The following is an 11,895-nucleotide window of genomic DNA, read 5'->3' as shown; positions in this document are numbered from 1 at the left end:
CGCGCGAGGGTGTGACGGCTCTGAGCCACCGGTGTCACCGGTGGCTCAGAGCCAGGGACCAGACGAACCGTCCGCGGCGGCGAGCGTCGCCGACGAACCGTCGCTCCTAGCCGACGGCCGCCTTCAACGCGTCACCGAGAGCAGTTGCCTCGTCGGGAGTCATCTCGACGACGAGCCGGCCACCGCCCTCCAGCGGGACCCGCATGACGATGCCCCGGCCCTCCTTGGTGACTTCCAGCGGACCGTCGCCCGTCCGCGGCTTCATCGCCGCCATGTTGTCTCCCCTCAGACCTACACCAGGGTCGGTGGGTTGCCCCACAGCCACTTCGCCATGACCACCCGCAACGTGCACGTGGGTGTCGACCGACGATTTTCCCTGATGAACACCGCCGGACCCAAACCGAAGCAGCATTGATGTAACAGCATCTAGCTTATCGTTAGATGGCCTGTCACAATGTGCGGTCATGCAGGCACGGTCGGCACTATTCGACCTGTACGGCGACCACCTCCGGCCGCGGGGTGGGCGCGCACCCGTTGCCGCGCTGGTCAAGCTGCTGGCACCGCTCGGGATAGCGCCACCCGCCGTGCGTACGGCGGTATCCCGGATGGTCCGCCAGGGCTGGCTCGAACCGGTCAGACTGACGTCCGGTCCGGGATATTCGATCACACCGAAGGCGGCCCGCCGACTGGACGAGGCCGCTTCCCGGATCTACCGCACCAGCCGGGTCACCTGGGACGGACGCTTCGATCTGCTGGTGCTGGACGCGCCGAACGCCCGGCGGGACCGCCAGCGACTCGCCGCCAATCTGCGCTACCTCGGCTACGGCACGTTGGACGAGCAGACCTGGGTGGCCACCCGCCCGGCCGAGGACGTCGACCTGCTGCTCAGCGAGGCAGGCGTACGCTTCGAACGGTTCAGCGCCGCGCACACCGCGGGCACGCCGGGCTCGATGGGTCTGGTCCGCCGGGCCTGGGACCTGGCCGAGATCGGTCGGGCGTACGAGCAGTTCGTGGCCGAGCAGCGAACGCTGCTGACCGGCGTCACGGCCCGCAGCGGCGACGAGGAGGCGTACGCGGCCAGGTTCCGGCTGGTGCACGCGTGGCGTACGTTCCTCTTCCGGGACCCGCAGCTGCCACCGGCGCTGCTGCCCGAACGCTGGCCCGGCATCTCCGCGGCCAGTTTCTTCGACCGCCACGCGGCCCGGCTCCGGCCGGCCGCCGACCGGTACGTCGAGCAGTGCCTCGACGGTGGACACCGGATAGTCCGACAGAAGGGCCGCCAGACGTGACCGAGCCGCTGCTCGTCGACCGCACCGACGGGGTCGTCACCCTCACCCTGAACCGCCCGAAGGCGATGAACTCGCTCGACGTGGCGCTCAAGGAGGCACTGCGGGACACCCTCGCCGAGTTGGAGTCCGACCGTGGCTGCCGGGCGGTGGTGCTGGCCGGGGCCGGCGGGTCGTTCTGCGCCGGCCAGGACCTACGCGAGCACGTCAGCACCCTCCAGGCGGGCGACGGCAACCCACTGGACACCGTCCAGGCGCACTACAACCCGATCGCCGCCCGGCTGGCCAGCCTGCCGAAGCCGGTGGTGGCCGCGGTCCGGGGCATGGCCGCCGGGGCGGGCGCCTCCCTGGCCTTCCTCGCCGACATCCGCATCGGTGGCCCGTCCACCAGCTTCCTGATGGCGTTCGCCAAGGTCGGGTTGGCCGCCGACACCGGCGCCTCGTGGACGCTGCCCCGGCTCGTCGGCCACGCCAAGGCCGTCGAGCTGCTGATGCTGGCCGAACCGGTACGCGCCGAGGAAGCCTGCCGGCTGGGGCTGCTCAACCGGATGACGGACGACGACGAGCAGGTGCTGCCCGCCGCGCGGGAACTGGCCGCCCGGCTCGCCGCCGGACCGACCGTGGCCTACGGGGCGATCAAGCGTCAGCTCTCCGTCGCCGACGCCGGCACCCTGGCCGACGCGCTGGCCGCCGAGGCGCAGGCGCAGGCGATCTGTGGCGCGACGACGGACCACCGCGCGGCCACCATGGCTTTCGTCAACAAGCAGCAGCCGGTCTTCGAGGGCCGGTGAGCCGCCCCCGGTCCGCCTGCGGCTGAGCAGGGCCGGTCAGTCGTCCTCTTCCGGGTCCTGGTTCGCCTCCGCGCCGAGCACGAACGCCTGCATGGCCAGCTCGTCGCCGGAGGGTGAGACGAAGGCGGGCAGCTCCCGAGGACCGAGTTCCTGCACGTACGCCCAGAACAGCCGGACCGCCTCAGCCGGCGAGTCGGCCTCGATGGGCAGGTCCAGGCTGACCAGCCAGGTGCGGCGCTGCGGCGCCGGGCCGAGCCGGTCGACCAGTTCGCGGAACGTGGCCGGAGCGAGCGCGGTGACCGGTCCGCTGAGGGTGAGCGCGTCGGCCGGTACCGGCTCGTCGAAGGCTCGCCGGGTGTACGCGACGACCAGCGCGTTCGGCGCGTGGTCGGACTGCGGGTCGTCCGGGTCCTCCGGACGTCGGGCGGCCGGGCCGGCGACCCGGCCCACCGCGACCAGCCGCGGCGGCTCGTCGGTCAGCACCGCGACCTGGTCACCGAGGCGTGGCCGGGTGGTCTCGTCCAGCCCCGTCAATTCGAGTGTGTCGTGGTGGACGAGCCGTTCGGCGTCGTACCGTCCGGCGGGCAGAAGCACGGCCCAGGTGCCCGTGCCGTCCGCCTGGCTCGTCCCGTTCACCCGGTGTGCGGTGTCGGTCGTCATGCCCTCATCCCATCACGCCGGTCCGGGATGTCACGACATGGCAGCCCGCTACGTGGTCGTCCACCATCCCGGTCGCCTGCATCAGCGCGTACGCCGTGGTCGGGCCGACGAACCGGAAGCCACGTTTCTTGAGCGTCTTGGCCATGGCGGTGGAGGCGTCGGTCAGCGCGGGCACGTCGGCAGCGGAGCCCGGTCGGGCCCGGCCGGGCGGCGGGGCGAAGGACCACAGCAGCTCCGACAGGCCCTCGGGAAGCTCCTGCGCGGCGCGGGCGTTCGCGATCGCAGCTTCGATCTTGGCCCGGTTTCGGACGATGCCGGCGTCGGCGAGCAGCCTGGCCACGTCGGCCTCGCCGTAGCCGGCCACCGTGTCGATCCGGAAACCGTCGAAGGCCGCCCGGAAGGCCGGCCGTTTGCGCAGGATGGTCAGCCAGGACAAGCCGGACTGGAACGCCTCCAGCGTCATCCGCTCGTAGAGGGCGTCGTCACCGCGCAACGGACGCCCCCACTCGGTGTCGTGGTAGTCCGCGTAGTCGGGGGTGCTGGCTCCCCACCCGCACCGGGCCAACCCGTCGGCACCGATCACCAGTTCCGTCACGGCGTCAAGGTTAGTGCGGCGTTCAGGAACGTCAGGGCAGGCGTCCCTGCTCGACCTGGCGGGCGAAGCGGCGCAGCGCCTGGGTGAGGCTGAACTTGGAACCGGGCCAGAGCACCGGCCAGGCCACCCGCCCGGCCGGACCACCCGGCAGGTGGAACCACTCGTGCCAGACCACCTGGGTGCGCCCGCTCTCCAGTGGGGTGCAACGCAGCGCCCCGGGGCCACGCAGCAGGGTGCCGCAGTGCACCACGCCGATCTCGTACGGCGCGTCCACCCGGACCACCCGCATCCTGTCCCGGAGCACCGCCGGGCCGAGCGAGGTGACCGCCTCGACCAGGCTCCCCTCACCGCCGTCGCCCTCCACCACCCGGACGGTGGTGAAGGGAATCCACTCGGACTGTCGTTCCCAGGCCAGCAGGGCGGCGAAGACCTTCTCGGCGGGAGCGTTGACGATCACGGTGGCAGTGACCTCACCGGCACCGGGTTGAGCCACCTCACGAAGATCGTCAGCGCCGTCCGCCTCGGTCACGTCGACTCCGACCGGACCACCGAATCGCGCACCTCGGATGCCGGCGCCTTACCGTCGACCGGCTCCTCGCCGATGGCCGGGTCGGCGGCAGCGACCGGCTCCCCGCCTTTGGCCGGGTCGGCGGCAGCGGGGGACGCGGTCTCCGGCTCGGTGGCCGCGGTGGCCTCCGTCGCCGGGGCGGGTGCGTCGTCGGCCTCGACCGTCACCGGAGTCACCGAAAGATCGATCACCGATCCGTCGACCACCGGGGCGTCCGACGGCGAAGCAGCCGCCTCGGGTCGGTTGGCCGCCTGCTCGCGGGCCCGGCGGAGCGCGTCCGCGTCGGCGGTTCGTCCGTCCCGCAACGCCGCCACCTCCGCCTCCAGAACGCCGATCAGCTCGGCCTTGTAGCCGATGTCGTAGGCCGCCCGGCGCATCGCCTGATCCACCTGGGTCATCCGATACCCACGCAGGGCGGTGTCGAAGCGCACCTCACCCACGTCCGACTCGCGCAGCGGACGGTCACCGGGCAGCGGCACCGCCCGCCCGTCCGCCTCGACCGGGGTCAGGCCGGGATCCCGACCGTTCACCAGCGCCGTCACGCCGAACACGACCGCCGCGACGGTGACCGCCACGACCAGCAGGAGCAGAAGCTGATCCATGCACTGATCGTGGCACGCCGAAGGGAACGGGGCGACCCCACCCGGCGCGGCGTACCGGACAAGGCACCGCAGCAGCGACCGGATAGCGTCACCGTGACGCCGGCGTGATCACCCGGCGGCGTACGGCGATGTGGGAGGTGGCGTGACCGGGGTGCTGCGGCTCGGGGCTCGACGGTTCGGCCCCGACGAGCTGGTGGTGATGGCGATCGTCAACCGCACCCCGGACTCGTTCTTCGACCGGGGCGCGACCTTCCAGGCCGACAGCGCGCTGCGGGCGGTGGAACGGGCGGTGGACGAGGGCGCGGACATCGTCGACATCGGCGGGGTGAAGGCCGGACCGGGCACCGAGGTCGACGTGGCCGAGGAGATCCGTCGCACGGTGGGCACCATCGCCGCCGTACGGGCCGCCTTCCCGGAGGTCGTCATCTCGATCGACACCTGGCGCGCCGAGGTCGCCGTGGAGGCGGTGGCGGCCGGCGCGGACCTGCTCAACGACACCTGGTCGGGAGCGGATCCGGCACTGGCCCAGGTGGCGGCGCGGGCCGGGGTCGGGCTGGTCTGCTCGCACGCGGGAGGGCTCAGCCCGCGCACCAGGCCGCACCGTGCGGCCTTCGACGACGTGGTGGCGGACGTGGTCACGACGGTGACCGGGCTCGCCGAGCGCGCGGTGGCCCTGGGCGTACGCCCCGACGGGATCCTCATCGACCCGGCACACGACTTCGGCAAGAACACCCGCCATTCGTTGGAGATCACCAGGCGGTTGGGCGAGTTGGTCGCGACCGGTTGGCCGGTGCTGGTCGCCCTGTCGAACAAGGACTTCGTCGGCGAGACGCTGGATCTGCCGGTCACCGAACGGCTGGAGGGAACGCTCGCCGCGACAGCGGTCTCCGCGTGGTTGGGTGCCCGGGTCTTCCGGGCCCACCAGGTCCGTCCGACCCGCCGGCTGCTGGACATGGTCGCGGCCGTCCGGGGCGACCGCTCACCGGCGGTCAGCCGCCGCGGCCTGGCCTGAGCGGTGGTCGGCCCCGCCGGGGTCAGGTCCAGCGGAGGATGTTGCGCCGCCAGGCGTAGAAGAGGCCGAGCGCGAGGACACCCACGAAGATCGCCATCTCCACCACGGTGACCAGCCCGAACCCGGGCCGGTCGAAGACCACCGCCCAGGGGAAGAGGAACACCGCCTCGACCGCGAACAGCACGTAGAGATAGGCGTAGACGAAGTAGCGGATCTGCATCTGCGCCCAGTCGCCGCCCACCGGGTCGAGGCCGCATTCGTAGCTTGCGCGCTTGCCGGGCGGATCGGCCGGGCGGGCGGGCCGCAGCACCCGGTTGGCGGTGAACGCGACGACGAGGAAGAGCACGCCAGCGAGCAGCAGCAGCCCGAGCGTCGCGTACGAGCCCAGGTAACCGGTCACGGTCGGTCAGCCTACCGCCCCGCGACGGACCACGCCGCGTCGCGAACTTCTTTCATCTGGGACTAGTGTCCCAGGACAACTTCTGACTCGCCGTGGGGACACCACCAGCACCGGAGGACCAATGGGCCACCTGCCCGGACGACGCGCCTGGCGTCGTACCTTCGCGTTCGCCTGCGTCCTCGGTCTGCTGGTGGCCGCCGGAGCCGCCGTGACACCCGGGGTGGTGACGGCCGCGCCAGCGGCGAACCGGGCCGCCGAGCCGGGGTCCCACAGTCCGTCAGCCGAGCCGACCGATGAGCCCGAGCCCACCTCTCCCCCGCCCACGATGGAGCCGCCGGTCGAGACGACCGCCCCCACGTCACCGTCGACGACGCCCACACCGGCTGTCACCACCGACGCACCGGTGCCGAGCAGCGGTCCGCCGGCCGCGACCGGCGCACCGCCCCGGCCCACGTACTCGCCACCGCCCCGGCCCACCGCTCCCACCATCGCACCGCCCGTCTCGGCCGGAGTGACGGTCACCACCGGCGACATCACCCTGCCGGCCGGCTACTGGAACACCGCCAGCACGGTGACCACGCTGAGCGTGACCGTCACCAACACCGGCACCGCGAGCGCCGGTGTCCGCCTCGCCTACACCCTGCCGGCCGGGCTCACCGACGCCGGCACGGACGGCTGCGTCACCGCCGGGAGCCGGGAGTACCGCTGCGGAGAGTGGACCACGGCACCCGGAGCGCGGTTCAGCACCCGACTGCGGATCCGGGTCGACGGCGACGCCTGGCGCCGGATGCCGCTGGCCGGCTCGGTACGGGTGACGGCCACCGGCGCGGCCGGTACCGCACGCGACGACGAGGGCTTCGCCGTGCTCTTCCCACCCGGCCCGCCGGCCCCCGGGATCACCATGTCTGCCGGTGAGGTCACCTTCGACGCCGACGGCGCCAGCGAGAGCCTCCTCGTCCGGCTCGGCAACACCGGTCGGGCCGACGCAACCGGCCGGATCGACGTGCTGCTGCCGGAAGGAGTGACGGTGGCGGCACCACCGGCCGGCTGCATAGCCGTGGCGGCGACGCGGGCCCGCTGCGACCTTGGGACGGTCCGGTCGGGGCGTACCGAGGAAGTGCGCTTGCCGGTGACAGCGACCCCGCAGGCGCTGCGTGCCGCGCCGCTCTCCGGGGCGGTGGTCGGCCGGCTCGACCCGCGCCACGGCGCCGACCGGCGGATGCAGGTCAGCTTCCGGATCACCGCGACGGCACCGGAGGTGCCCGCCGTGGCACCGGTGCCGTCGTCGAGCCTGCTCCCGGCCGGGGCGGCGACCGGCGGCACCGAGGGGTCGACGTCGGGACAATCCACGGCGCTGCTGCCGATCACGCTTTCGGTGCTGGTGTTGCTGCTCATCGTGGGACTGGTCACGGTGTCGCTGCGGCGTCGGGCCGCCTCGTCGAGGACCGGGGGCGAGGAGACGGCCGAGGCGACGAACCGGATCGGGGCGGAGGACCGGCTCGGCGGTTCGCCGGAACCGGATGGCGGGATCTGGTTCCGCGCCCGGCGGCCGGCCCGGAACCATGACCGGCCGGGCTGGGACGTACGGTGATTTGGATTACGGCGGCCCCGACGAAACGCCGCAAGTGACCACATAATCCCCCACGTTTCGATCCCAGTCGGCGGACCTCCGGGCCGGGCGGGCCCCCAATCCGACGTAGGCTCACGGTGAGGGAAGACAGGCGGGCCGGACGTTCACGGACGGCCGGTGCAGCGGCGCGTCAAGGAGGTCTCGTGGCCGGGCAAGGCGAGGTCACCATCCAATTCAGCCGGCCGCGCCACGGCGCGCAACGAAGCGAGGTGCGGCCGTGAGCAAGCAGATCCGCCAGTTGGAACGGGTGGTCATCCGGTTCGCCGGCGACTCCGGTGACGGCATGCAGCTGACCGGAGACCGATTCACCTCCGAGACCGCGCAGCTGGGCAACGACATCTCCACCCTGCCCAACTTCCCCGCCGAGATCCGGGCGCCCGCCGGCACCCTGCCGGGCGTGTCGAGCTTCCAGGTGCACTTCGCCGACTACGACATCCTCACCCCCGGCGACGCGCCGAACGTGCTGGTCGCGATGAACCCGGCGGCGCTCAAGGCGAATCTTGTCGACCTGCCCCGGGGCGCCGACATCATCGTCAACACCGACGAGTTCACCAAGCGCAACCTGGCGAAGGTCGGCTACGCGAGCAGCCCGCTCGACGACGACACGCTCGCCGGGTACGCGGTGCACCCCGTCGCGCTGACCTCGATGACGATCGGCGCGCTGGCCGAGCTGGACGTGTCCAAGAAAGACGCCGAACGGGCCAAGAACATGTTCGCCCTCGGCCTGCTGAGCTGGATGTACTCTCGGCCGTACGAGTCGACCCTGCGGTTTCTGGAGCGCAAGTTCGCCAAGCGGCCCGAGCTGGTCGCGGCGAACATCGCGGCGTTCAAGGCCGGTTGGAACTTCGGCGAGACCACCGAGGACTTCGCCGTCCGCTACGAGGTGAAGCCGGCCAAGATGCCGCCGGGCACCTACCGCAACATCACCGGCAACGCCGCGCTGTCACTCGGCATCGTCGCCGCGGGTGTCCGCTCCGGTCTCCCGGTCTTCCTCGGCGCCTACCCGATCACGCCAGCGTCGGACATCCTGCACGAGTTGAGCAAGCACAAGCGGCTCGGTGTCACCACCATGCAGGCCGAGGACGAGATCGCCGCGGTCGGTGCGGCACTGGGCGCCTCGTACGGCGGCGCGCTCGGCGTGACCACCACCAGTGGCCCGGGTGTGGCCCTCAAGAGCGAGACCATCTCCCTCGCGGTGGCGCTGGAACTGCCGCTGGTGATCGTGGACGTGCAGCGGGCCGGGCCGTCCACCGGCATGCCGACCAAGACCGAGCAGGCCGACCTGAACATCGCGCTGTTCGGCCGGCACGGCGAAGCGCCGGTGGCGGTGATCGCGCCGAAGTCCCCGTCCGACTGCTTCCACGCGGCACTGGAGGCGGCCCGGATCGCGCTCACCTACCGCACCCCGGTCATCCTGCTGTCCGACAACTACGTCGCCAACGGCTCCGAGCCGTGGCTGCTGCCGGACGTGGCGTCTCTGCCGGACCTGCGGGTCGAGTTCGCCACCGCACCCAACAGCGAGGACGGCAGCACCTTCCTGCCGTACCTGCGCGATCCGCAGACCCTGGCCCGGCCGTGGGCGGTGCCGGGCACCCCCGGTCTCGAACACCGCATCGGCGGTCTGGAGAAGGCCGACAAGACCGGTGACATCTCGTACGACCCGGCGAACCACGACTACATGGTCCGTACCCGGGCGGCCCGGATCGAGACCATCCCGGTGCCGGATGTCGAGGTGGAGGATCCGGACGGCGACGCCCGGGTGCTGGTGCTCGGCTGGGGCTCGACGTACGGCCCGATCGGTGCCGCCTGCCGCGCCCTACGCCAGCGCGGCCTACCGGTCGCGCAGGCACACCTGCGGCACCTGGCCCCGATGCCGGCCAACCTCGGTGCGGTGCTGCGCTCCTACGACCGGGTGATCATCCCCGAGATGAACCTCGGCCAGCTCGCGCACGTGATCCGGGCCCGTTATCTGGTCGACGCCATCGGCTACAACCAGGTCCGCGGCCTGCCGTTCACCGCCACCGAGCTGGAGACGATGCTGGAAGAGGTCCTGAAGAATGTCTGAGCCCGTCGCCCTCAAGCTCACCGCCAAGGACTTCAAGTCCGACCAGGAGGTGCGCTGGTGCCCCGGCTGCGGCGACTACGCGATCCTCGCCGCCGTCCAACAGTTCATGCCGGAGCTGAACATTCCCCGGGAGAACATCGTCTTCGTCTCCGGGATCGGCTGCTCGTCACGCTTCCCGTACTACATGAACACCTACGGGATGCACTCGATCCACGGGCGGGCCCCAGCGATCGCCACCGGCCTGTCGGTCTCCCGGCCGGACCTGTCGGTCTGGGTGGTCACCGGTGACGGCGACGCCCTCTCCATCGGCGGCAACCACCTGATCCACGCTCTGCGCCGCAACGTCAACCTCAAGATCCTGCTGTTCAACAACCGGATCTACGGGCTGACCAAGGGGCAGTACTCGCCCACCTCAGAGGTCGGCAAGATCACCAAGTCGACGCCGGTCGGTTCGGCCGACGCGCCGTTCAACCCGCTCTCGTTGGCGCTCGGCGCGGAGGCGACCTTCGTCGGCCGGACCATCGACTCCGACCGCAAGCACCTGCAGTCGGTGCTGCGCGCCGCCGCCGAGCACTCCGGCTCCGCCTTCGTGGAGATCTACCAGAACTGCAACATCTTCAACGACGGGGCGTTCGAGCAGCTCAAGGAGCCGGGCATCCGCGACGACCACCTGATCCGGCTGGAACACGGCCAGCCGATCACGTTCGGCAAGGACGGGCAGTTCTGCGTCGTTCACCCACCCGCCGGCTTCGGCCTGGAGGTACGCGAGACCGCGTCGACCCCGGCGGATGAGATCGTCGTGCACGACGCCACGGTCGCCGACCCGGCGTACGCGTTCGCGTTGTCCCGGCTGCCCGGCTTCGACCTGCGGAACACCCCGATCGGCGTGTTCCGCTCAGTGCACCGGCCGTCGTACGACAGCGTGGTGCAGGGGCAGTTGGCCGAGGCCAAGGCCGCCGTCAGCGAGACCCCGGAGCAGCAGTTGGCCGGGCTGTTGGGCAGCGGCGACACCTGGACCATCGCTGGCTGACCCGTGCCGTGACGTCGCGACGGCGGGGCCGTCCCCTCGGGGGCGGCCCCGCCGATCTTTCGGACTCGGCGGTTGCCGGCAGCCCTCAGGGCAGCGTGTTCGCGGTGGGCCGGTCGTCGCGGACGTGCACCAGCATGTCCCCGGTCTCGATCACCGCACCGGCCCGGTCCGCCAGGGTGACCACCTTGCCCCGCCGGACCAACGCGATCACCAACGTGTCCAACTCGCGGGGTGACCTGCCGACCTCGCTGCGTTCCGCGGAGCGCATCGCCAGCGCCATGCCCTGACCCGGGGTGAGCAGGTCCTCCACCACGTCGATCAGCGGTGGCGCCGACGTCGACAGGCCCAGCAGCCGGCCCGCGGTCGCCGAGGAGACGATCACGTGGTGCGCGCCGCTCTGCTTGAGCAGCGGCGCGTTCTCCGCCTCCCGCGCCGCGGCGATGATCCTGACCTGGCCGGCGGTGAGCTGGCGTACGGTCAACGCCACCAGCACCGACGCGTCGTCGCTGTCGGTCGCGATGATCACCGCCTTGGCGGTCCGTACGTGGGCCTGATTGAGCACCGAGGATCGGGTCGCCGAACCCTCGATGGCGACCAACCCGTTCGACGTGGCCTGACGCAGCGCCGGGCCGGCCCGCTCCACCACCACGATCCGGGACTTGTCCAGCCCGTTCTCCAGCAACGCCGAGATCGCGCTACGCCCCTTGGTGCCGTAGCCGCAGATGATGACGTGGTCCTTCACTTTTCTCTCCCACCGGTGCAGGCGACGGCCGGTCCGGTACTGCTCGGTCAGGACCTCAAGGGTGGTGCCGACCAGGATGATCAGGAACAGCACCCGGGCCGGGGTGATGAACAGGACGTTGACCAGCCGGGCTTCCTGGGTCACCGGCACGATGTCGCCGTAGCCGGTGGTCGAGAGGGAAACCACCGCGTAGTAGAAACAGTCCAGCAGCGTCAGACCGTCACCGTTGTTGTCGCGGTACTGCTCCCGTTCGAGGTAGACCACCGCCACCACGGCGAGCACCAGCCCGACGGCGGCGGCCAACCGGATGCTCAGCGCGCTGAGCGGGCCTCGCCGCTGCGCGGGAAAGTGGATCACCGGGGGACCCGCCCCACCTCGGTCGCCTGCACGTCCACAACATAGCCGCTGATCCGGGAACCGCACGGCGGGGTCGCGTTCCATGGATACGGTACGGCGAACGAGGCGACGGACGGGCATGATGGGACGGTCAGCGCAGAAGCGGTGAAAGTGAGGC

The 11,895-nt window shown here is 71.4% G+C and carries 13 protein-coding genes; 6 read left to right on the top strand and 7 right to left on the bottom strand.

Annotated features, from left to right (window positions below):
* Positions 1-106 precede the first annotated feature (106 nt).
* Positions 107-274, bottom strand: coding sequence for a DUF3117 domain-containing protein (locus Vlu01_RS00205; protein WP_203990634.1), 168 nt, complete (start codon positions 272-274; stop codon positions 107-109).
* A 190-nt stretch (positions 275-464) separates the two neighbouring features.
* On the opposite strand from Vlu01_RS00205, the gene Vlu01_RS00200 reads away from it, so the two are divergent.
* Together Vlu01_RS00200 and Vlu01_RS00195 are read left to right on the top strand one after the other, a co-directional pair.
* On the top strand, positions 465-1,289 hold the full coding sequence (locus tag Vlu01_RS00200) for a PaaX family transcriptional regulator (protein ID WP_203990632.1): 825 nt from the start codon (positions 465-467) through the stop codon (positions 1,287-1,289).
* The gene (locus Vlu01_RS00195) at positions 1,286-2,077 is read left to right on the top strand and encodes an enoyl-CoA hydratase-related protein (protein ID WP_203990630.1); all 792 of its coding nucleotides are present in this window, start codon (positions 1,286-1,288) and stop codon (positions 2,075-2,077) included. Before Vlu01_RS00200 ends, Vlu01_RS00195 begins: the two co-directional genes overlap by 4 nt.
* Positions 2,078-2,113: 36 nt before the next feature.
* On the opposite strand, the gene Vlu01_RS00190 is transcribed toward Vlu01_RS00195, so the two are convergent.
* From Vlu01_RS00190 to Vlu01_RS00175, 4 genes are read right to left on the bottom strand one after another with little or no spacing between them, the layout of a single operon-like run.
* Positions 2,114-2,737, bottom strand: coding sequence for a hypothetical protein (locus tag Vlu01_RS00190; protein ID WP_203990628.1), 624 nt, complete (start codon positions 2,735-2,737; stop codon positions 2,114-2,116).
* Between the two features lie 4 nt (positions 2,738-2,741).
* Positions 2,742-3,332 carry a DNA-3-methyladenine glycosylase I gene (locus Vlu01_RS00185; protein ID WP_203990626.1) on the bottom strand — a complete coding sequence of 197 codons (591 nt, stop codon included), beginning with the start codon at positions 3,330-3,332 and terminating at the stop codon, positions 2,742-2,744.
* 31 nt (positions 3,333-3,363) lie between these two features.
* Complete coding sequence (locus tag Vlu01_RS00180) at positions 3,364-3,861, bottom strand: SRPBCC family protein (RefSeq protein WP_203990624.1); 498 nt, start codon at positions 3,859-3,861, stop codon at positions 3,364-3,366.
* A complete protein-coding gene (locus Vlu01_RS00175) occupies positions 3,858-4,502 on the bottom strand; it encodes a DivIVA domain-containing protein (protein WP_203990621.1) in 645 nt (214 codons plus the stop codon). Before Vlu01_RS00175 ends, Vlu01_RS00180 begins: the two co-directional genes overlap by 4 nt.
* 142 nt (positions 4,503-4,644) lie before the next feature.
* On the opposite strand from Vlu01_RS00175, the gene folP reads away from it, so the two are divergent.
* The gene (gene folP / locus Vlu01_RS00170; RefSeq protein ID WP_203990619.1) at positions 4,645-5,514 is read left to right on the top strand and encodes a dihydropteroate synthase; all 870 of its coding nucleotides are present in this window, start codon (positions 4,645-4,647) and stop codon (positions 5,512-5,514) included.
* Between the two features lie 22 nt (positions 5,515-5,536).
* Here the strand turns inward: folP and Vlu01_RS00165 are convergent, their stop codons facing one another.
* Positions 5,537-5,914: an NADH-quinone oxidoreductase subunit A gene (locus Vlu01_RS00165; RefSeq protein WP_203990616.1), complete on the bottom strand. Its 378-nt coding sequence runs from the start codon at positions 5,912-5,914 to the stop codon at positions 5,537-5,539.
* A 121-nt stretch (positions 5,915-6,035) separates the two neighbouring features.
* On the opposite strand from Vlu01_RS00165, the gene Vlu01_RS00160 reads away from it, so the two are divergent.
* The 3 genes from Vlu01_RS00160 (at position 6,036) to Vlu01_RS00150 (ending at position 10,639) form a co-directional block, all read left to right on the top strand.
* Positions 6,036-7,505, top strand: a complete 1,470-nt coding sequence (locus Vlu01_RS00160; protein ID WP_203990613.1) for a hypothetical protein — start codon at positions 6,036-6,038, stop codon at positions 7,503-7,505.
* A gap of 256 nt (positions 7,506-7,761) precedes the next feature.
* Positions 7,762-9,609, top strand: a complete 1,848-nt coding sequence (locus Vlu01_RS00155; RefSeq protein WP_203990610.1) for a 2-oxoacid:acceptor oxidoreductase subunit alpha — start codon at positions 7,762-7,764, stop codon at positions 9,607-9,609.
* On the top strand, positions 9,602-10,639 hold the full coding sequence (locus Vlu01_RS00150; protein ID WP_203990607.1) for a 2-oxoacid:ferredoxin oxidoreductase subunit beta: 1,038 nt from the start codon (positions 9,602-9,604) through the stop codon (positions 10,637-10,639). Before Vlu01_RS00155 ends, Vlu01_RS00150 begins: the two co-directional genes overlap by 8 nt.
* Before the next feature lie 85 nt (positions 10,640-10,724).
* Here the strand turns inward: Vlu01_RS00150 and Vlu01_RS00145 are convergent, their stop codons facing one another.
* Entirely contained in the window at positions 10,725-11,738 is a 1,014-nt protein-coding gene (locus tag Vlu01_RS00145; protein ID WP_203990605.1) for a potassium channel family protein, read from the bottom strand.
* Between the last annotated feature and the right edge of the window lie 157 nt (positions 11,739-11,895).

Source organism: Micromonospora lutea, assembly GCF_016863535.1.
GTDB lineage: Bacteria > Actinomycetota > Actinomycetes > Mycobacteriales > Micromonosporaceae > Micromonospora > Micromonospora lutea.
Note: the sequence above shows the minus strand (reverse complement) of the source record. Positions and strands in the feature narration are given on the sequence as shown.

What these genes read in the sequence shown, in the direction of transcription:
- Vlu01_RS00200 (WP_203990632.1), top strand. Translation starts at nt 465, where the DNA reads ATGCAGGCACGGTCGGCACTATTCGACCTGTACGGCGACCACCTCCGG.
- Vlu01_RS00205 (WP_203990634.1), bottom strand. Translation starts at nt 274, where the DNA reads ATGGCGGCGATGAAGCCGCGGACGGGCGACGGTCCGCTGGAAGTCACC.
- Vlu01_RS00190 (WP_203990628.1), bottom strand. Translation starts at nt 2,737, where the DNA reads ATGACGACCGACACCGCACACCGGGTGAACGGGACGAGCCAGGCGGAC.
- Vlu01_RS00175 (WP_203990621.1), bottom strand. Translation starts at nt 4,502, where the DNA reads ATGGATCAGCTTCTGCTCCTGCTGGTCGTGGCGGTCACCGTCGCGGCG.
- Vlu01_RS00160 (WP_203990613.1), top strand. Translation starts at nt 6,036, where the DNA reads ATGGGCCACCTGCCCGGACGACGCGCCTGGCGTCGTACCTTCGCGTTC.
- Vlu01_RS00150 (WP_203990607.1), top strand. Translation starts at nt 9,602, where the DNA reads ATGTCTGAGCCCGTCGCCCTCAAGCTCACCGCCAAGGACTTCAAGTCC.